Here is a 20,244-nt window from a genome sequence, read left to right on the forward strand (position 1 = left end):
ATCATCACGTCTGTCCCGCGACAGCTCCCAAGACGGCTCCGTGACCCCGTTTTGGTTCGGCGACCATCTCTTTATGACACGGGCCCGTCATTGCCGCACAGGCGGGACCCATACTCGCAAACTTCCCGAACGTTATCGCGACCGTTGGAGTCTCGGGGTCCCCGCCTGTGCGGGAATGACCAGACTCTACGTGCCGAAGAGAGGTAACCGCCAAACGGGTTCAGGCTCCATGGTTCGGCAACCCAAATTTACAGAATTTGCGGCACCGCTGAAGCCTGAACACGTATGACACAAACCAAATTGGCGAGGTTCGTCAGCTTGACTGAATGCCAATCCGACCTAGGCCGGCGGCATCGCCGTAATCCGGAGCGATGCGCCCTTAACCCCCTCACCCGTCACCACGACATCGAACGGCCCGGCGCGGCTACCTACGCGAACGATCGCCTGGGCCAACCCGTGGAATGCGCGTCGTCGGCTTGCGACATCGGGTTCGAGGCTGGTCGGATTGCCGTTGCCGACGCCGATCACTGTTGCGTCACCACGGCATTCGAACGTGAGTTGCGTATCGGCATCGGGCACCGGACGTCCGCGCGCGTCGACGATTTCGGCCCGTAGCATTACCACGTCGTCGCCATCCGCCGTCACGATCCGGCGATCCGCGGTCAGGTGCACCGCTGCCGCCGCGCCCGCCGTCTCGCGCACCGACGTCGCCACGCGCCGCCCCTTGTTGAGCCCACGCGCTTCGATCCGGCCGGGTGCATAGGGCACGCTCCAGGCAAGGTGGCCGTTGCGTGGCATCGGTTTGCGACCCAAAGAGCGGCCGTTCAGCAACAGCTCGACCTCATCGCAATTACCGTGCGCCCAGACCTCGATCGGCTGCCCCTCGCGACCCGGCCAGGTCCAGTGCGGGAGCAGATGGACCTGCGGAAGGTCCGGCCGCCACCACGCGCGGTAATAGTGATAATTGTCCTTCGCGAACCCACAGGTGTCGAGCACGCCGAAATAGCTCGAGATGCTCGGGAACTGCGCGAACGGCGTCGGCTCGCCGCGATAATCGAAACCGGTCCAGATGAAGCCGCCGGCGATGTAGGGCCGAGTCGCCGCGATCGACCACCACGCTTCCGCGGTCGAAGCCCACCACGGATGTTCGGTATCATAGGCGCGGACGACGTGCGCCGCGGCATCGTTGACGTACGCGCCGCGCGTCGAAACGGTACTGCCGGTTTCGGTGCCCATCGTCGGCACGTCGGGGAAGCGCTCGTGGAACGCCTCGATCTTGTCAGTACGATAGTTGAAGCCCACGACGTCGACGATCTTCGCCGCACCGGTATCCCAGCTATTGTCGAACGCGAACGTCGTCGGGCGCGTCGGGTCCAGCGTCCGCACGACCGCCTGCATCTCGGCGGTGATGCGAGCGCCCTTGGTCGAACCCTGTTGCGGCTCCTCGTTGCCGAGCGACCAGGCGATGACGCTGGGCCGGTTGCGATCGCGGCGGATGATCCGGTCGAGCTGCGCCATCGCCTCGTCGTCGCTGCTATTGAGGCGCGCCTCGACGACCATCAGCATGCCCGCCGCGTCGCACACGTCGAGCAGCGCGGACGCGGGCGGGTTGTGTGCGCTCCGCCAAGCATTCGACCCCATGTTCTTCAGCTGTGCGACACGCCATGCGTGCAACGCATCGGGAATGCCCGTGCCGACGCCGGCGTGATCCTGATGGTTGCAACTGCCGAGCAGCTTGACGGGCTTGCCGTTCAGCAGGAATCCGCGCGCGCCGTCGAAGTGGATCGTGCGAATCCCGAACGCCGTCTCGTAGCGGTCGACAATATGATCGCCGACGACGATCTCGGCTTCGACCGTGTAGAGCCTGGGGGTTTCGACCGACCACAAGGCAGGCGTGGCTACTTGCGCTTGCTGGTCGAGCGTGACCTGCGCGCCGGCAGCCAGCATGAACGCGCTGTCCGGCACTTGCGCGACCGGTCGGCGGTCAGGGCCGATCACGCGCTGTCGCAAGATGCCGTTGACCGGCGTGTCACCGGTATTGACGATCTCGGTCGCGACTCTGACCTGCGCGCCGACCTCCTGAACGTCGCTGCGGACGACAGTGCCCCATTGCGGGATGTGCACCGGATCGGCGCGTACCAGATCGACATGGCGGTAGATCCCCGCGCCTTCGTAGAACCAGCCTTCGCCAAGAGTCGCATCGACCCGCACGGTGATCACGTTTTTGCCGTCTCCTTCACGTGCGTCAAAGTTGAGAAAATCGTCGATCTCGACGCGAAAAGGTGCGTAGCCGCTGTCGTTGCGACCGACGATGTGGCCGTTCACGAACACCAGACAATTCCGGAATACACCATCGAACTCGAGCCATAGTCGTCGACCGCGATCGGCAGCACTGATGGCGATCGGGCAGCGATACCAGCCGATACTGTTCCCCGGATGCTGACGACCGATCGCCTTGAACCCGTGGGCAGCGACCGCGTCCTCGGTATCCTTGGAGGCAGGCGCGGCGGGCGGCGCGAATGGCAGTGCGACTGCCCAATCATGCGGGATGCGGACCTGTTGCCAACTACTGTCGTCGAACGCTGCCATGGCGGCATCCGAGGTGGTCGCCCCCGCCTTTGCAAAGGTCCGCTGGTTACGACCGAACCCGAAATCGCGCTCGAGATCCGCGGCATGACCAAGAGCGAAACGCCAGTCCGCAAGCCGCTCGCGTAATCGCGAGCGTCGCCGATCCAGCGAGAATTTCCTTACGGTTACGCCAAGTGCCGGGCTGGCAACTGCGGTCAATGCGAGCGCGCCTTGGCCGAGTACCGAGCGGCGGGTAAATCCTGGCATCACATTCTCCCTAGTTTATTATAAGATAATTTAATCGAACTGTTTGCGCGAGGTATTTCCCGACGACTAGCGTGTTCAGATCCCTCTCGTGCCACGCTGGCCGTAATGCGACGCGATGTTCGATGAAAACCAGACCTCAGGGTGTCGATGGGTGCACCTCGAACTGGCCGGATCAGCGCTCCAGAGTGCGGTCATAGACATAACATTTCAGCGCGACCGGACGACGAGGCGGGCCGGAAGCGGGAATTTGCCTCAGCATGATGCGCTGGGGCTGGAGCCCAGCTGTTCCCTCAGGCCGACGCGACATTGCTGTTCGCGATACGCTATGTAGCCAAGACCGTTCGGTCCAAGACACTGCCCAAGCATGAAGCACCTGATCTCCACAATGGGCTGATCCGTGCGCCCACATACGCTCGAATGGGTCCGACGCGAACGCCCCTGTCCCGCGCTGCACAACGTGACGTTCGAAGCCGCAATTATCGCGTGATACGCAGTGCACGATACCGGTCACGGGCAGCACGGTAGCCAACCAGAAAACGCTGTTTAAAACTCTGGCGGCCTTCGTGAGGCGGGCCACAAGTGGACATCTAGCTTCCCTTGCCAGCCACCCGACTTCTACATTTGTTTATCGGGCTGGACGGCAGAGCTCGGCGGCTGATCCATTGGCTAGGCGGCTTAATGGGAGAGAAAAACGGTCGGTCCGCTTTCGGCGAGGTAGGTGGCGATAGCCGACATGGGCGATGCTATCTTTCCCAAAGCGGGAAATCAGAAAGGCTTTCCCCTCGATCACGATCGCTAGGTGTTGAAGGGTGAAGCAACCATGCGATCACTGGCGGCATCGAGCGACCGTCCCATCCCGTTGTTCAGCTTTCCCTACAACCATGTCGGGGACACCCAAGCCAAGCTCGCGATCAAAACGCTTCTCGCCAGTCATGGCTACAGACTGGCCGCGTTGACAATCGACACATCCGATTACTGTTCAAAAGCGCCTATGAACGCGCCCTCGCTAAACGCGATGCGCGCCATGACGGAGCGGATCGAGCGGGCCTATCTAGACCATACTCGCGTTCAGATCTCCTATTATGGAGAGCTGGGCCGCAAGGTTCTCGACGGCGAGGTGCCCGCGATCATCCTTCTTCACGCCAACCGATTGAACGCCACGACGATCGGACCGCTAATCAGCCTATTCCCGTTAGCAGGCTACGGGTTCGTTTCACTCGCACGGGCACAAGCCGACGTGGCCTATTCGCCCATGCCTGCGGTCGCGACGAAGTTTTGCCCCATATTGGCGTACCGATGGGCTCGTGATGGACGGGTGAAAGTTGACTATCGGCTAGAGCATGAACCACTAGCTTGGATCAGCGCTTACGCCAGCAAGACACCGTAGGGCGCTTCTGCAACTTCCTGACTGGGAACCGCGAAAAGCGGACGTTCGCAACACGTTATTACGGGCTAGGCGCCTGATTCTCCATGTCCTCGCGTCAGGATTATCCCAGTCATTTCACCGTTCCCGCCCTCACCATCTGCATGGTGGCAGCTTCCCTCGCGCAGGATGCCTCGCCGGCTTATGACTTTCCGGAAGGGACTCGCGAACTCACCTTTGACCCTACCCGTCTCCTTCCGAACGGCCTCAACCGGCATTGTCGATTCCGCTACCTAAAAGACGATTACGGCTTCCCGGTATACGCGATCGCGGTGGGCGGGGGCTGCATCAATTCTGACTGGAGCTGCTTTGAACGTACGGCGCGCGACTGACTGCCCGTATGGTCCGTTTACCGTTGAAAATTGAACCTCTGCGACCGCGAGCCGGCGGGCAACAACTCTGGGCTGTTATTGCACAATCGCAGCCGCAGAATGACGACGCTCTGCTCCGTTCACTCGACACGGCTGGGTTGAAGTGGCTCGAAGCCGACGTTCGCGGCTGCCCATCAGCATCAGAGAAGAGGGCGCGCGTCATTCCGGCCGGGCTTTCGGCTTCAACAGTCCTTTGGGAAACCAATCAACCTCTGCGGCGTCGGTGGGCATTCGACGTGAGAAGTATCGTCTTCGCCGCAATATTTGGAAAGGTTCTATTCTGGCATCAGCCGTTCACACCCTTCCGAACAAGACAAAGAGTAATTATCGATAGATTTCCTTACAAAGTGGTTATATGTCAGGGTCACCAAGCCCGAACTTATACACGTCCAAAATAGGACCAAGGTTCCGGTAATCGGGAGCGCCAGATTGCGTCGGATCGGCGTCGTGGGGCGAGAGAAGGGGTTTTTGACAATGGACTTCCGGAATAATATTTTCTTGGCGTCGACTGCAGCTGTTTATGTCGCCGTTACACCAAGCGCGTTCGCGCAGGTTGCCACAGCGCCGGCGGCGCAGACCTCCGCGTCAGATCCGCAAACTACCGAACCCGTCGCCCCCGCCGGTGACGAAACCGGACAAGACATCGTCGTTACCGGTATCCGCGGCAGCTTGCGCAGCGCGATTGCGGTAAAGCGTCAGGCCAACGCTATCGTTGACGTCATCAGCGCCGAGGCGATCGGCAAGTTTCCAGACCGCAACGTCGCAGAATCGCTATCGCACGTTCCCGGCGTCAGCATCGACCGTCGCTTTGGCGAGGGCGAGAAAGTCGCAATTCACGGCACAGATCCCGCACTCAACCGCATGCTGCTTGATGGCCATGCGGTCGCCTCGGCCGACTGGGGTGGCAACGACAACGACCCGACCAGCCGTACCTTCAACTATTCGCTGCTTGCACCCGAGCTCGTCGAGCGCCTGGAAGTGTACAAGTCGCCCGAGCCGCGGATCGAGGAAGGTAGCATTGGCGGCACCGTCATCGTCCGCACGCGCCGTCCGCTCGACACGCCCGCCAACTCGATCTTCGCATCGGGCGGCTATTCGTACAACGACCGCGCCGACAAGGGTAACGTCCGCGCGTCGGGCCTGTACAGCTGGCACAACGAGGGTGGCACCTTCGGCGTGCTCGGTGCCGTCACCTACGACAAGCAGAGCCTGACGCGCTCGGGCGTCGAATTCTTCGGGTTCGAGAATGCCAGCGACCGCTTCTTCCAGAAGGATGCGAACAACGCGCTGATCCGCGACGCGAGCGGCCAGCCCGTGTTGAAGAACACGGCCGCGACGGTCACCGGCGGCACGCGTCAGGATCTCGCCAACGCGGTATCGCCGTTCGGCATCAACTACGCGTATTTCACGCAGGAGCGTAAGCGCATCAGCTATGTCGGCACGGTCCAGGCCAAGCCGACCGACGACATCACGCTGACCCTCAACGGCCTGCATATCGACGGCAACTATAACAACAGCAGCCAGTCGATGTACGTGATCCCCGGCGCGTGGAGCGGCGACGTTCTCCAGTCGGCGACGGTCGCGAACGGCGTCGTCACCAATGCGAGCTTCGGCGCGGCCTCGGCGAACAGCCAGAGCGCGCAGCTCGACCTGCTGATCCGCAAGACCAAGCTGACCACCGACAACCTCAACTTCGTCGCCGAGTGGGAAGGTCCCGACGGCGCAACCGTGGCGGCGACCGGCGGCTGGAGCAAGGCGATCGGTGGGCGCAATCCCGAATATCTGCTCGATGTGCGCACCGACCTTCCGTACAGCTACGGCTTCACCTCGGACAGCGCCAACGTCGATTACGTCGGCGACCTGACCAACCCGGCCAATTATCGCCGCAGCAACAGCCCGCAGCTCCAAACGATCGACGGCGCACCCGTCATCGTCAACGGCACGCAGCTGAATGCGGCGCGCGCGGGAGGGATCGATTTTTCGAAGACGATCGATCGCGATTACTACGCAGGCTATGACGCGGTCATTCCGTTCGAGGCGGGGCCGTTCAAGGAAATCCGCATCGGCGGCAAGTTCACGGATCACCGCAACCGCCTGAACGCGAGTGGCTTCAACAACTACTCGACGTCGAACTACACGCTGGCGAGCCTGGGCGTCGACACGATGACGACGCCGAACGGCACGTTCGACGGCACCGGCGGCACCGGCAACGCGACCAAGTACATCAACCTGTCGCAGCAGACCGTGATCGACATCCTAGCGAACTCGATCAACATCCCTGTCGCCAAGCCGACTGCATCGTACATCGTCGACGAGATGGTCGCGGCGAACTACGTCCAGCTGAACTTCGACCAGAGCGGCTTCCGCGGCAACATCGGTGGGCGCCTGGTCTATACCAAGAACGTGGCAAACTACGCCGATCAGGTCTCCGGCACTGACGGCAGCCTGCCGACGATCGTGCCGCAGCGGGTCGAGAACGACTATCTGAAGTTCCTGCCGAGCCTGAACGTCGCGTACGAAGCGGGCACGCACCTGATCTTCCGCGGCAGCGTTGCCAAAGTGATCGCGCGCCCGCGCTACGAGCAGCTCGGTGGTTCGGTCGGTCGCAACGACATCACGCTGGATGCGAGCGGCGGCAACCCTAACCTCAAGCCGTACCAGTCGACCAACTACGAACTGTCGGCGGAATATTATCCGCGCGAAGGGACGCTGTTGTCGCTTGAGCTGTTCCGCCGCGAGGTGAAGGACTACATCCTCAACGGCCTGAGCCGCCAGACGTTCTTCAACGAACTGACGCAGACCAACGCGTCCTATCTCGTGTCGCAGCCGCTCAACGGCGGCAAAGCGAACGTCAACGGCGCGCTGGTGTCGGCCCAGGGTGAGATCTGGCACGGCTTCGGCCTGCAGGCGAACTACTCCTACGCCGAGAGCTCGACCGACGAAGGGCTGAACCTGCCCTATCTGTCGAAGCACACAGTCAACGTGATCCCGTATTACGAGAACGGACCGTTCCAGGCGCGCCTGAGCTATAACTACAGGTCGTCGTATTTCCGCGCGATCGGTCGCCTGAACTCGATCGACATGGTCGCGCCGTACAGCCAGCTTGATTTCTCGGCAGGCTTCAACCTGACCAAGGCGATCACGCTGACGGTCAACGCGCAGAACCTGCTCGACTCGACCTATACGCAGTATAGCGGCTCGCGCGATCGGCCGACGGCGTTCTACAAGAACGGACGTACGTACGTCGCTTCGGTCTCGTTCCGGATGTGACACGGTAGCGCGTCGCGAACGGCGCGCTACACTCCTACGGCTCGACGGCTACGATGGTTTGGCTTGGTATCAGGTTTGACGCTGCCCGTAAGCGGACATTCCGCTATGGACTCCATGTCGACCATTCGGCCGATGTATGAACTCTTGCCGGTGGGCTGCTACACTCGATCCGATGTCAGCGCGCGATGGGCTCCAGCGTGACCAGTGCGACGTCGTTGCTGCGCATGGGCACCGTCACGCTCGCCGAACCGCTTGCACCGATCGTTACGACGCGGTCCTGTTCGGGCAGGTCTGCGGTCGCACGCTGGAGGGTTGCCAGTTGCGCGCCGTCGAGCGCCTTCGGCATCCCCATTGTGATGTACAGAGACAGTGCATCGTTGTTCCGATAGCCGGTTTTGTGCACCTGAAGCCGGTACGTGCCTTGCGGCACATGCGCGAACTGGAACGCGATCGGCTTGCTTGCGGTCGCCGGTACCAGCTTGGTGTAGAACGGCGTGTTGCTGACCGACTGTACCGGCTGCTGCCAATCCCACACCAGCGCGGTGATCCGCCTGCCATCCACTGCGGCGAGCCCGAATTCGTCGCCGAGCGCAATCGAGCGGCCCTTCAACGCATTGAGATATTTATAGGCGAACCACGCCGGCTTGCGGATGCCCTCACGGTTCATCAGGCCAAACCCGCCATGAAAGGGCGTCGGCGGCGGGCCGGGCTCCTCGAACAGGTCGGTATACGTCCAGTAGCTCATGCCCTGCGCATAGCGCCGAGACTGTTTGAGCTTGGTCAGGATATAGGGTGCGCTGACATAGCTGTCGTGGACGAAGTCGCGCGGCGTGTAGCTCGTGCTCCACTCGGTAAAGTACAGCGGCAGTCCGGCATATGACGTCGCCTCGATCTGCGCGCGCACCCGCCGGACATCGCCGACGATCGCGTCGGGTGATGCGGACAGTTTCGTATCCTGCTTGCCCTCTTCGTCGAGGAAGCCGCCATCGACACCATATGTGTGCGTCGTGAGAAAATCGATCGGTACGTTGTTCCGCTTCGTGTACGCCAATAGTTCGGGCACCCACGCGGCCCCAGCCGTCGACGGTCCACCGACCTTCAGCGCCGGGTCGATTGCCTTGATCGTGCGTGCCGTGCTCGCATAAAGGTCGAAATACGCCTTCTGGTCGGCCTTTTCCCAGAACCCCTCGAGATTTGGCTCGTTCCAGACCTCGAAATACCAGCGCCGCACCTCGTCGGCGCCGTAGCGCTCGCGGACATGCCGGACATAGGCATCGATCAGATCGCGCCACATTGCCGGATAGGGGTGAGACGTGTTCCCCTTCCAATAGAAGATCGTCTGTTCCGATGTCTTCATCGCGCTCGGCGTGAAGCCGAGTTCGACGAACGGGCGGATGTGGCGGGCGAGCAAGGCATCGTAAAGCTGGTCGATCTTCGTCCAGTCGTACACGATCCGACCGTCAGTCTTGCGTACGGTGCCGAGAACGTCGTGGAAGATGTCGTGGAACCGGATGTACCGGAAGCCCAGCTCGTCCACCGCCGTCTTCAGCTGCGCCTGGCTATCGCTGCGGATCAGCGTGCCCGGAAAATCGGAACCGATCGACAGGTCGAACGAACGATCTACCGGTGCCCCCGCCGTGGCGACATCGATGCGGATCTGGCGCGGACCGGCTGCGTCCTTCGCTGGTGCGGCATACGGTGTTCCTACCGCGACGGCGATTGCCGCCCATGATCGCCAACGCATATCCACACTCCCAGACTTTTCTCGTCGTTGATCGGAATGGTAGCGCAATCAGTTTCCGCGGCAAGACCTGGTGGAGAAGCCGGGCTCAGGTTCGTGCTTCCAACGATCTGATCGTCTGGCGTGTGAAGAGCTCTGCGCGCGCCGCAGCCGGTCTCGAACGCCTGGGCGACCAATGTCCGTATCGCGGTCGGGATTTGCCAGTTGAGTGACGATCCAATCCCCGCACGGCCGTCGTCGCCTTCAAAACAATTTGCGGAGCGATACCACGACGCTGCGTCCGACCGCATCGAGCAAATCCGGCTGATACCGGTAAGGAACGATGCCGGTGGCGTCGCGCACGCCTTGGCGAGCGCCGGTAATGTTGGCGATCTCGAGCTTGAAGCCCAGATGCCGGGACCAGTCCTGGCGCGGCAGGAAGTGGTGGATGCTCAGCGAACCGGTGACGTTGATCTTGCACAAGGGCGCGAATGTCAGGGTCGATGCGGCGACCGCGCCGCGAACGGTGGCCCCACCGGTACAGTAGAAATCAAATGTACCGCCATTGCCCAGATAGCTCAGCCCCCCATAACCGTAACCGGCAATTCGCTGCGTCGTACCGCCCGACACCGTGTCGCCCGCCAGCAGGTCGAGCGTCGGCATCCCCGGCCTGAGCTCGATCCGGTCGGCAAGGCGCAGCGTGGGGCCGATCCCGCCATAGAAGGTCGGGCGATCCGGTGGGTGGCCTCCTGGTGTCGCAGGTGATTGGGGACGACCGAGTTGGCCGCTGGCGGCGAGTGTGAGGTTCAGCGTCCGGCGACGTTCCCGGAAGACATTGATCGGACGGAATGCCACCGACACCAGCGCGCCGGCGGCATCGCGGACGAACAGTTCGGGTAGCGCCGCTTGCGCAGCGGACGTGAGGGCGAAGATGGTCTGGATCCCGTCGCGGATCTCCGTAACCTCGTAGGTGGCGCCGATACGCAGTTCGCTCTTGACGAGGGGCTTGACGGTTGCCCCGATCGAGCGCGTCCGCCGACGTTCGGCAGCCAGCGCAGGGTTGCCGCCCAGAAACAACGTCACCAGCGTCGAACGGCCGGTCGCGAAATCGAACAGGGGCACCTGTGGCGCCGAAATCTGCGGCGCGGCAAGCTGATCCAGCGTTGGCGCCGTGGCCGACCGTTTATACTGTGCCAGCAGTTGGAGACCCGTGAACGGCGCCCAGTTCACACCAACCGTCGAATCCGACAGGTCACCGAAACCACCGACACGCCGCACGGTAGCGGAGGCGGAGGCCGACACATCGCCAACCCACGGCAAGACATCCTCACGTCGCGATGCGATCGGCAGGTCGAGCGCGACTGCGCCCTCCACTCTCCCTCGATCGAACGCGATCGCCGATGGGGTGGCGCCGCGCGTCCTGCTGTTCGTGCCGATCTGCTCGCCCTCTATCGTAGCGGCCAGCGTCACGCGGCCGGCCGGCAAGCGTAGCGGACGGTTGGTCGCGACGAACTTTGTCCCTGCACCATAGGTCGATTGGACCGTGTGATCGACAAGCCGGTTGGAAAGCAGCGCAAGATCGAACGGTCGAAACGGGTCGGCGCCAGCGGCGATCGCCGCGTTGACGGCGGTGGTGTCGATCGCCTTGGCGACAAGACCGTTCCTGCGTTGCGTGTCGAGCGTGCCGGTCCAGTCCCACTGCCAGCCGCGCCAAGCTCCGCGTACCACGCCCCCGGCATGAAGCGTCGTGATATCGGTGCGCTGGCTGAGCGGCGGCGCTTCGACGAGATAGCGCTGAAGCAGAACGTTCCGGCTGAATGGCGAATACGGGTTGTCGCTGGGAATGAGGAGCGTCGCGCTCGCGGGACCGAAGAGGGTGCGTTCGCGACTATGATCCGCGGTGAGCGTCAATGAACCCGACAACTTCCGCCCGAGCCGGTTGGCGATCACCGCCTCGCCGTGGAAGCTGTCGTTCGACGGCGCGAGCGCACGTAGCGGCGACAGGTCGAACAGCCGCGGTCGATTTGCGTTTGCCGCGAAGCTGTCCAGTCCGACGGTGCCAACCGGTAGAGGGCCGGTCGGCACCGGGACGATCGTCACGAACTGCCCCGCGAGTGCCGACAAGGCGGGATCGATCTCGCCTCCCGCCAGAATCCCGGTGATATTCCCGCGTGCATCGAACGGCACGTCCGGATCGGGCAGGATGCGCCGCCGCCTTTGCAACAGTGCATCGGTATGCCGTGCGTCCAGCGACAGCGTCAGGCGACCGTTGCCCTGGAGACGCGTGTAATCGACGTGCGCATTGGCGTTGTCGGCACCGCCGCGCGTCGAGGTGCCGACGGCCTGCTTCGACGACAGCTGGCGAAACCGGCGCTTGGTGATGAAGTTCACGATCCGGCGGGTCGGCGGGTAGCCGTATTGGAGTGCGACCGGCTCCGGAAACACTTCGACCTTCTCAAGCGCTTCCGGCGGCAGGTTGCCGATCTCCTGGTATCCCGACACACGTTGCGCGTTGAGCAAGAAGATTGGATCCTGCCCATCACCCGATTGCGTCACGCCGCGGATCGTCCGCAGCAGCTCGTCGATCGATGTCGCGCCCGTAGCGGTTATCGCCCCCGCGTCGAGCGTCGCCAGCGGCTCGATCGCCGTGTCCACCTGCCCTCGACGGCCTAGGATCACGATATCGGGGCGGGCATCCGATACTTCAGCCTGAGCACGAGATGGCGTGGGTTCGGCATTGGTCGGTGCAGCTGGAGGCGGCTCCGACTGTACTCCAGACTGGCCCCCGGATTGACTAACCCCCGCCACCGACCAACTCAGAAGAATTGCTGCCGATGCCAGACGACCGACGCGACGAGTATCCGGACACATACTCTCGGACAGCTGCATGGGTCTGATACCTTTTGCGGATACATATGATCAACACGTCGAACCGACTGACTACACTGATCTCGAAAGTGCATATTTGCCGTTTACTGGTCCATGCGCCAGTGCCACGCATCAGTATAAAAGCAGTGACATGCTTTGCGACGAAGCCCGGTATCGGCAAAGCCGTTCTGGAAGCAGGCATTCGCGCACCGCCGCAACACTTCAGACTTCGGCGTACCCGTCCGGTACTTTCGGCGCTTTCCCCCGGCGGAGAGAGATCGGGGCGCTGTCGATTGGTCCGTTTTGCGACGAAACCATCCGGCGTTTACCGATAATTCGGAAAGCGTCGCTAGCGTAGCCCTATGGAAAGCATGGCATGGCTGCGATGGATGATCGGCGCGTTCGCGTTGGCGTTCGGCCTTGCCCTTGCGGTGCCGGCCGCAGCCGTGACGGGCACGCCGATTTCGGTCTGCGTTCGTCCCGCGATCGCGGGGCAGACCCCCGCCACATTGTTCGGGCAGCCACGCGGTTTCGACTGCACCACCTCTCAAACCCAATTTGGCAGCGGCGATTTCTGGGTACTCTCGCAGCCCCTGCCAGCGATCCAAGCCGCCGATCATACCGTGCGGATCGGCAGCACCTGGGTAAACCGCGTGACGCTGTTCGTGCTGTATGCCGACGGATCGATCCGCAACACCGGCTTCACCTCGCGCACCGCGGGACGTCTGCTCGGGCTGGGCGCAGTGATCGTCCAGCCCCTGCCGTCACATGACGCGGCGCCGGTCCGGTTGCTCTGGCATGTCGAGGGGGCAGCGAACCTGCGCGGCCTGATCCTGGGACCCGCGCTCGCCGACCATGACCAGCGCGATACCACCGAGATCCTGCTCGCTGCGCTGTATGGTGCGTTCGGAGGGATGGCGATCGCGCTGATCGTCTACAATCTCGCGCTGTGGGGCGCGTTGCGACAGGCGTTCCAGCCCGCTTATTGCCTGCTCGTGCTGTTCCTGCTCGCGTATGCGGTAACGTCTTCGGGTGCGTTGGGGCAGATGTTTCCGACCTTAGACAACAATGATCGCCAACGGCTGAACACGCTGTTCCTTGCCGGATCGGCGGCGTCCGCACTGGTGTTCGCCCGTACGTTCTTCGAACAGGGCGTGTTTGGCGGATGGCTGCGAGCCGCGAGCAGTTGGGTGATCGCCGCGCTGCTGACGGCAGGCACGTTGTGGGCGGCATTCGCGCCATGGCAGTTTCGTGTGCTCGATACGATACTGGCGAGCACGTACCTTTTGTTGCTGGTGCTGATCCCCATCATTCTCTTCCGAGCCTGGCGGATGCGGAGCAATTTCCTGTGGCTGTTCGCGCTGGCGTGGAGCGTACCGATCGTGGTCGCCAGCCTGCGCGTCGCCAACGCGTTCGAGTTGCTCGATTGGAGCCTGTGGCTCGACAATTCGACGATCCTGTCGATGGCGCTGGAATCGATGCTGTCGAGCCTTGCGATCGCCTACCGGATCCGCCTGCTCAGCGTGGAGCGCGATACCGCACGCGAACAGGAAATCGCTGCACGGCTGCTCGCGGATACCGAGCCGTTGACGGGCCTGCTCAATCGCCGCGCGTTCCTGCACCACGCGATCGGCCGGCCAGGCGACCAGATGCTGCTGATCGCCGATGTCGACCATTTCAAACGCGTCAACGAGACGATCGGGCATGATGGTGGCGACGAAGTGCTGCGCGTCGTCGCCCGAGCGCTCCGCAACGCGGTGCCGCCCGAGGCGCTGGTGGCGCGAATCGGTGGCGAGGAATTCGCGATACTGGTCGATGCGGCGACGCCGGTCATGCCCGATACGATCCTCGAACGGTTGCGCAGCCAGCGGATGCCGTTCGATATCGCCGTCACCGCCAGTATCGGCAGCTGCACCGGACCGTTGCTGCGCGAGGCGGATTGGAAGACACTGTATCGCAGCGCCGATCGTGCGCTGTTCGCGGCAAAAGGCGCAGGACGCGATCGATCGCGCGATGCGAGCGTCCTGCCGATCGCCGCTTGATACACTTGCGCAACGACCGCGATCGAGGCATGTTCGCAGGCGTTCCGGGAGATGGGTGATGCGCGATCGTAGGGACGTGCTGGTGATCGCGGGACTCGTGCTGATGGCACTGACCATCCGCCATCCGACTGCCGACATTCGTATCCTCACGCACGAGACCAGCGATCCGTCGCCGCATCGGATGCAGGCTGCGGTCGACCTCGGGCTGATCGGCGTTTCCGTGCTCTATACCTGGACCGTGAACCGCCTGCGCTGAATCGCCCTTCCATCCGTGGCGCGCGTCCTTGACCCCCGTCGCGTGCCTGCGCCATAGCGACGGGCATGGACACGCCGATCGAAGACCTCGCGTTCGAGGATGCACTGAAGGAACTCGAGCTTATCGTCGGGAAGCTGGAAAGTGGCGACACGCCGCTCCAGCAGGCGATCGAGCTGTACGAGCGCGGCAACAAGCTGCGCCAGCGTTGCGCCGACCGGCTCGACGCGGCACAGGCGCGGATCGAGGCGATCCGGCTCGACGGCGACGGCAAGCCTGCCGGCGTTCGCCCGTTCGCGGCAGGCTGACGCGGTGAGCCAGATGCCCGTCACGCTGGATGCCGCGCTCGCAGATGTCGCAGCCGAGATCGACCGGCAGTTCGACCAGCTGCTGGCGATCCCCGACGATCCGCGTGGCGACCTGTACCGGGCGATGCGGCATGCCGCGATCGGTGGTGGCAAGCGGCTGCGACCGCTGCTCGTCTTCGCGACCGCCAATCTGTTCGACGTCGCGCGCGGATGCTCCGCACGGGCGGCGACCGCGATCGAGGCAATCCACGTCTATTCGCTGATCCACGACGATCTGCCGTCGATGGACGACGACGACATGCGCCGCGGCAAGCCGACGGTGCACAAGGTGTTCGACGAGGCGACCGCGATTCTGGCGGGCGATTGCCTGCACGCGATGGCGTTCGAGATCCTGGCCGATCCGGCGACGCACGCCGATCCGTTCGTCCGCATCGAACTGGTCATGGACCTCGCGCGCGCGTCGGGGCCGAACGGCATGGCCGGCGGCCAGAAGATGGACATCGAGGCTGAGAACACGCGCTTCGACCTCAATACCGTGACCCGGTTGCAGCAGATGAAGACGGGCGCGCTGATCTCGGCGTCGGTCGAGGCTGGCGCGATTCTCGGGCGGCTGCCACCGGAGGGCCGCGTGGGGCTTCGCGGGTATGCGCATGACCTGGGGCTGGCGTTCCAGATCGCCGACGACCTGCTCGATGCCGAGGGCGACGAGGCGGTCGTGGGCAAGTCGCTGCGCAAGGACGAGGTCGCTGGCAAGGAGACGTTCCTGTCGCTGCTCGGGCCCGAGCGTGCGCGCGAGCAGGCGCGGATGCTCGTCGACCAGGCGGTCGCGCATCTGCACAGCTATGGCAAGGAAGCCGACCTGTTGCGGGATATCGCCCGTTTCGTGCTCGAACGTGACCGCTAGAACTACAACCGGGGAGATCGGCATGACGGCACGGATTGGGGTTTACCCGGGGACGTTCGATCCCGTCACGCTGGGGCATATGGACATCATCCGGCGCGGCGCGAAGCTGGTCGATCGGCTGGTGATCGGGGTGACGACCAATCCGTCGAAGTCGCCGATGTTCACGATCGAGGAGCGCATGGCGACGGTGCGCCGCGAGGTGGCCGGCATCGGTGGCGATATCGAGGTGGTCGCATTTGATTCGCTGCTGATGGATTTTGCCGAGCGGCAGGGGGCGAAGGTGATCGTCCGCGGCCTGCGCGCCGTCGCCGATTTCGAATATGAATATCAGATGGCGGGGATGAACCAGCAGATCAATCCGCGCGTCGAGACGGTGTTCCTGATGGCCGACGTCGCGTTGCAGCCGATCGCGAGCCGGCTGGTCAAGGAGATCGCGCTGTACGGCGGGAATATCGCGAAGTTCGTGCCGGAATCGGTGCGCGAAGAAGTGGTTGCGCGGGTCGAGAAGATCGGCCGCAAGGGAAGCTGACCTCCTTCGTCGTCCTGACTTTCGTCAGGATGACGTATCGTGATGGGGGACTGCTGCGTTCAGCGCCCCTCACGTTCAGATTGGCGCAAGCGGGGATTTGCTCTAAGTGGCGGCAGCCTGGTTGCGCCGGGCCTCTTTCGAGTGGGAATTTGATGCGCTTTTTCGTCGGAATGTTCGCGTTGCTCGGGTGCCTGGTCACGGTGCCGGTCGCGGCGCAGAAGAAGGATGTCGTGGCAGCGCCTGCGCGCCTCACGCCGCCGCTCACGACCGATACGCAGAATTTGCTGCTGCTCGATCTGTCGACCGGCGGCCGCGTGACGATCTGGCTGCGGCCCGATGTCGCGCCGCTGATGGTCGAGCGGATCAAGACGCTGACCCGCCAGCATTTCTATGACGGCCTCGCGTTCCACCGCGTGATCGATGGCTTCATGGCGCAGGGCGGCGATCCCAAGGGCGACGGCACCGGCGGCTCGACGCTCCCCGACGTGAAGGCCGAGTTCAATTACCTGCCCCACGTCCGCGGCGCAGTGTCGGCGGCGCGCTCGGACAAGGAGGACAGCGCGAACAGCCAGTTCTTCATCGTATTCCAGCCGCGGTTGAGCCTCGACAAGAAGTACACCGTGTTCGGTCGCGTGCTCGACGGGATGCAGTATGTCGACGCGATCGAGCGTGGCGAGCCGCCGGCGAACCCGTCGCGGATCGTCCATGCGTATATCGCGGCGGATAACCCTCCAGCGTATATCGCTGGGCCGCCTGCCCCGGCGCTCGGTGCACCGGTGACGTTGCCGGGTACGGCTACGGGCCCGAACGCGGCCAAGCCAAAGCTCGCGCCGGCCGCTCGCAAGGCGTCGGTAAAGAAGGCTCCTGCAAAGAAGTGACTCCACGTTGAACGTCGACCTTTTCGACTTCGACCTGCCGACCGACAACATCGCGCTCCGCCCCGCGGCGCCGCGCGATGCTGCGCGGATGCTGGTGCTCGAAGGTGATGCGACCCGCGACGCGGGCGTGTCGGATTTGCCGTCGTTGCTGCGACGCGGCGACATGCTCGTGTTCAACGATACGCGCGTGATCCCGGCACAGCTCGACGGGCGGCGCGGCGATGCCAAGATCGGCGCGACGCTCCACAAGCGCGAGGGGCCAAGGCGGTGGCGTGCGTTCATTCGCAATGCGCGGCGGCTGCGTGACGGCGACGTGATCGAGTTCGGCAATGGCGTCAGCGCGGCGGCGGTCGATCGCGAGGACGACGGAAGCTACGCGCTGGTGTTCGCCGGCGACGAGCCGGTCGAACTGTTGCTGGAGCGCGCAGGCCATATGCCCCTGCCCCCGTACATCGCCGGCAAGCGTCCTACCGACGAACGCGATGCGGACGATTACCAGACGATGTTCGCATCCGAGCCGGGTGCGGTTGCAGCACCGACGGCGGCGTTGCACTTCACGCCGAAGTTGATGGCGGCGCTTGAGGCGGCGGGGATCGAGCATGCGACGCTGACGCTGCATGTCGGCGCGGGCACGTTCCTGCCGGTCAAGGCGACCGACACGACCGAGCACAAGATGCACGCTGAGTGGGGCCGGATCAGCGCCGCCACCGCCGATCGGCTCAACGCGGTCCGCGCGAACGGTGGTCGCGTGATCGCGGTGGGTACGACGTCGCTGCGGCTGATCGAGAGCGCGACCGGCGAGGACGACGTGATCCGTCCATTCGACGGCGACACCGCGATCTTCATCACGCCGGGATACCGGTTCCGCGGCATCGACGGATTAATGACCAATTTCCATCTGCCGCGCTCGACGTTGTTCATGCTGGTATCGGCGCTGATGGGACGCGAGCGGATGCAGGCGGCGTATGCGCATGCGATCGCTGAAAAGTATCGCTTCTACAGCTATGGCGACGCCTCGCTTCTGCTGCCATGACGGGCGGCATGCTGCTCGCCCTTGCTCTTCTCCAGGCCATTACCGCCGCACCGCCGCCCGCTGGCACGCCGCAACCGCCTGCAACGATATTCGCCGAGCCGGCTGCGCTGTTCATCGCCGCGTGCGATACGAACGGTGATGGCCGCGTGACGCAAGCCGAGCTGACCGCAGGCGTTGCTCGGAGCTATGCGACCGCCGAGGGTGCTGCGACCGGATCGATCGGGTACATTGCCTTTGCCGACTGGGCGCAGGCGTGGCTGGGCGATCGCAATGCGTTGCCGAGCCCGTTCGAGGTCGATCGTGACGGCGACAACCGGATCACGCTGGCCGAACTCCAGGCGCGGTTCGCGCAGTTCTTCACGCGGTTCGACCGCGACAAGGACGGCGTGCTGACCCGCGCCGAACTCATCACCATCCGCGGCGCGCCGGCCGGCGATCGCTACGGCATCCGCAAGAAACGTTGATATGACCCGCCCCCGCTTCGACTTCACCATCTCCGCCACCGACGGTAAGGCGCGTACCGGCGTCATCGCGCTGCAGCGCGGCGACATCCGCACGCCCGCATTCATGCCGGTCGGCACCGCCGCCACCGTCAAGGGGATGAAGCCCGCCGACGTTGTCGGTGCGGGCGCGGACATCATCCTCGGCAACACCTATCACCTGATGCTGCGGCCGGGGGCCGAACGAGTCGCGCGGCTGGGCGGACTGCACGCGTTCTCGGGGTGGTCGAAGCCGATCCTAACCGACTCCGGTGGCTATCAGGTGATGAGCCTCGCCGACCTGACCAAGCGCTCCGAGGAGGGCGTGTCGTTCAAGTCGCACCTCGACGGCACGCGGCATTTGCTGAGCCCCGAGCGGTCGATCGAGATCCAGCGGCTGCTCGGTTCGAACATCGTCATGGCGTTCGACGAACTGGTGCCGACGACGTCGACGCGAGAAGTGCAGGCCGCGGCGATGGAGCGATCGATGCGCTGGGCCAAGCGGTCGCGCGCGGCGTTCGACGCGGGTGAAGATCATGCCGAGAACAACGCGATCTTCGGCATCCAGCAGGGTGCGCTGAACGAGGGCTTCCGCAAGTCGTCTGCGGATGCGCTGATCGATATCGGCTTCGATGGCTATGCGGTCGGCGGGCTGGCGGTCGGCGAGGGCCAGGAGGCGATGTTCGGCTGCCTCGACTTCGCGCCGGACCAGTTGCCGGTCGACAAGCCGCGCTATCTGATGGGCGTCGGCAAGCCCGACGACATCGTCGGCGCGGTCGAGCGCGGGATCGACATGTTCGATTGCGTGATGCCGACCCGCTCCGGGCGGACCGGCCAGGCCTTTACGCGGACCGGACCGATCAACATCCGCAATGCGAAGTTCGCAGAGGATATGGGGCCGCTCGATCCCGCCTGTCCCTGTCCCGTCTGCGCGACCTGGGGTCGGGCGTATCTGCATCATCTCGTCCGGTCAGGCGAAATGCTTGGCGCGATGCTCATGACGGAGCATAACATCTGGTTCTACGAAACGCTGATGGCGGATCTGCGGGCGGCGATCGCCTCGGGGACGCTGACACAATTCGCGAATGATTTCCGTGGCGTGTATGCCCGGAAGAGTGAAGGAGAGCCCAAGTGACGATCAAGATCGACAGCGATACCCCGAACGAAATCCTCGCCGCCGCGAAGGAAGCTAAGCTGCAGGCCGAAGCCGCGGCGCACAACGCCGCGGAGAAGGCCAAGAGTTGGCCGCTCGCGAAGATCGGCCTGGGCGTCGGCATCGGCTCGGCGGCAATCGCGGGCGCGGTGCTGTTCGCGAACCGCAACAAGTAGGG

16 protein-coding genes are annotated in these 20,244 nt (G+C 63.6%); 13 read left to right on the forward strand and 3 right to left on the reverse strand.

What is annotated here, in order from left to right; genetic code table 11:
• Positions 1–339: 339 nt before the first annotated feature.
• Complete coding sequence (galA, locus tag IFR23_RS04700) at positions 340–2,835, reverse strand: beta-galactosidase GalA (protein WP_192974892.1); 2,496 nt, start codon at positions 2,833–2,835, stop codon at positions 340–342.
• Between the two features lie 802 nt (positions 2,836–3,637).
• Here galA and IFR23_RS04705 point away from each other — a divergent pair.
• The 3 genes from IFR23_RS04705 (at position 3,638) to IFR23_RS04715 (ending at position 7,899) form a co-directional block, all read left to right on the forward strand.
• On the forward strand, positions 3,638–4,222 hold the full coding sequence (locus tag IFR23_RS04705) for a hypothetical protein (protein WP_192974893.1): 585 nt from the start codon (positions 3,638–3,640) through the stop codon (positions 4,220–4,222).
• 83 nt (positions 4,223–4,305) lie between these two features.
• Entirely contained in the window at positions 4,306–4,590 is a 285-nt protein-coding gene (locus IFR23_RS04710; RefSeq protein ID WP_192974894.1) for a hypothetical protein, read from the forward strand.
• Positions 4,591–5,127: 537 nt separating this feature from the next.
• Positions 5,128–7,899: a TonB-dependent receptor gene (locus IFR23_RS04715; RefSeq protein ID WP_244655446.1), complete on the forward strand. Its 2,772-nt coding sequence runs from the start codon at positions 5,128–5,130 to the stop codon at positions 7,897–7,899.
• Between the two features lie 175 nt (positions 7,900–8,074).
• On the opposite strand, the gene IFR23_RS04720 is transcribed toward IFR23_RS04715, so the two are convergent.
• Both IFR23_RS04720 and IFR23_RS04725 read right to left on the reverse strand, forming a co-directional pair.
• Positions 8,075–9,643, reverse strand: coding sequence for a GH39 family glycosyl hydrolase (locus IFR23_RS04720; protein WP_192974896.1), 1,569 nt, complete (start codon positions 9,641–9,643; stop codon positions 8,075–8,077).
• 240 nt (positions 9,644–9,883) lie between these two features.
• Positions 9,884–12,274 (reverse strand): TonB-dependent receptor, encoded by a 2,391-nt coding sequence (locus tag IFR23_RS04725; RefSeq protein ID WP_192974897.1) that lies wholly within the window; start codon positions 12,272–12,274, stop codon positions 9,884–9,886.
• 575 nt (positions 12,275–12,849) lie between these two features.
• On the opposite strand from IFR23_RS04725, the gene IFR23_RS04730 reads away from it, so the two are divergent.
• The 10 genes from IFR23_RS04730 to IFR23_RS04775 all read left to right on the forward strand — a co-directional run bounded on the left by IFR23_RS04730 (position 12,850) and on the right by IFR23_RS04775 (position 20,242).
• The gene (locus IFR23_RS04730) at positions 12,850–14,529 is read left to right on the forward strand and encodes a GGDEF domain-containing protein (RefSeq protein ID WP_244655447.1); all 1,680 of its coding nucleotides are present in this window, start codon (positions 12,850–12,852) and stop codon (positions 14,527–14,529) included.
• A gap of 58 nt (positions 14,530–14,587) precedes the next feature.
• Positions 14,588–14,785, forward strand: a complete 198-nt coding sequence (locus IFR23_RS04735) for a hypothetical protein (protein WP_192974898.1) — start codon at positions 14,588–14,590, stop codon at positions 14,783–14,785.
• Positions 14,786–14,850: 65 nt separating this feature from the next.
• Positions 14,851–15,090 carry an exodeoxyribonuclease VII small subunit gene (locus IFR23_RS04740; protein WP_056060585.1) on the forward strand — a complete coding sequence of 80 codons (240 nt, stop codon included), beginning with the start codon at positions 14,851–14,853 and terminating at the stop codon, positions 15,088–15,090.
• 13 nt (positions 15,091–15,103) lie between these two features.
• Positions 15,104–15,994 (forward strand): polyprenyl synthetase family protein, encoded by an 891-nt coding sequence (locus IFR23_RS04745; RefSeq protein ID WP_192975025.1) that lies wholly within the window; start codon positions 15,104–15,106, stop codon positions 15,992–15,994.
• Positions 15,995–16,016: 22 nt separating this feature from the next.
• Positions 16,017–16,523 carry a pantetheine-phosphate adenylyltransferase gene (gene coaD, locus IFR23_RS04750; RefSeq protein WP_192974899.1) on the forward strand — a complete coding sequence of 169 codons (507 nt, stop codon included), beginning with the start codon at positions 16,017–16,019 and terminating at the stop codon, positions 16,521–16,523.
• 152 nt (positions 16,524–16,675) lie between these two features.
• Entirely contained in the window at positions 16,676–17,401 is a 726-nt protein-coding gene (locus IFR23_RS04755; protein WP_192974900.1) for a peptidylprolyl isomerase, read from the forward strand.
• Between the two features lie 7 nt (positions 17,402–17,408).
• Positions 17,409–18,434, forward strand: a complete 1,026-nt coding sequence (gene queA, locus IFR23_RS04760; RefSeq protein WP_192974901.1) for a tRNA preQ1(34) S-adenosylmethionine ribosyltransferase-isomerase QueA — start codon at positions 17,409–17,411, stop codon at positions 18,432–18,434.
• 8 nt (positions 18,435–18,442) lie between these two features.
• On the forward strand, positions 18,443–18,898 hold the full coding sequence (locus IFR23_RS04765) for an EF-hand domain-containing protein (RefSeq protein WP_244655448.1): 456 nt from the start codon (positions 18,443–18,445) through the stop codon (positions 18,896–18,898).
• A gap of 1 nt (position 18,899) precedes the next feature.
• Positions 18,900–20,048: a tRNA guanosine(34) transglycosylase Tgt gene (gene tgt, locus IFR23_RS04770; protein ID WP_192974903.1), complete on the forward strand. Its 1,149-nt coding sequence runs from the start codon at positions 18,900–18,902 to the stop codon at positions 20,046–20,048.
• A complete protein-coding gene (locus IFR23_RS04775; RefSeq protein WP_197978314.1) occupies positions 20,045–20,242 on the forward strand; it encodes a hypothetical protein in 198 nt (65 codons plus the stop codon). The genes tgt and IFR23_RS04775 overlap by 4 nt, the downstream gene beginning before the upstream one ends.
• Positions 20,243–20,244: the final 2 nt, after the last annotated feature.

The sequence above is a fragment of the Sphingomonas sp. CFBP 13603 genome, from assembly GCF_014892665.1.
Lineage (GTDB): Bacteria > Pseudomonadota > Alphaproteobacteria > Sphingomonadales > Sphingomonadaceae > Sphingomonas.

Bases quoted from the DNA above. Each gene is read 5' to 3' on its own strand.
- IFR23_RS04740 (WP_056060585.1), top strand. From the start codon at position 14,851: ATGGACACGCCGATCGAAGACCTCGCGTTCGAGGATGCACTGAAGGAA.
- IFR23_RS04720 (WP_192974896.1), bottom strand. From the start codon at position 9,643: ATGCGTTGGCGATCATGGGCGGCAATCGCCGTCGCGGTAGGAACACCG.
- coaD (WP_192974899.1), top strand. From the start codon at position 16,017: ATGACGGCACGGATTGGGGTTTACCCGGGGACGTTCGATCCCGTCACG.
- IFR23_RS04765 (WP_244655448.1), top strand. From the start codon at position 18,443: ATGCTGCTCGCCCTTGCTCTTCTCCAGGCCATTACCGCCGCACCGCCG.
- galA (WP_192974892.1), bottom strand. From the start codon at position 2,835: ATGCCAGGATTTACCCGCCGCTCGGTACTCGGCCAAGGCGCGCTCGCA.
- IFR23_RS04730 (WP_244655447.1), top strand. From the start codon at position 12,850: ATGGAAAGCATGGCATGGCTGCGATGGATGATCGGCGCGTTCGCGTTG.
- IFR23_RS04745 (WP_192975025.1), top strand. From the start codon at position 15,104: ATGCCCGTCACGCTGGATGCCGCGCTCGCAGATGTCGCAGCCGAGATC.
- IFR23_RS04735 (WP_192974898.1), top strand. From the start codon at position 14,588: ATGCGCGATCGTAGGGACGTGCTGGTGATCGCGGGACTCGTGCTGATG.
- IFR23_RS04755 (WP_192974900.1), top strand. From the start codon at position 16,676: ATGCGCTTTTTCGTCGGAATGTTCGCGTTGCTCGGGTGCCTGGTCACG.
- IFR23_RS04710 (WP_192974894.1), top strand. From the start codon at position 4,306: ATGTCCTCGCGTCAGGATTATCCCAGTCATTTCACCGTTCCCGCCCTC.
- tgt (WP_192974903.1), top strand. From the start codon at position 18,900: ATGACCCGCCCCCGCTTCGACTTCACCATCTCCGCCACCGACGGTAAG.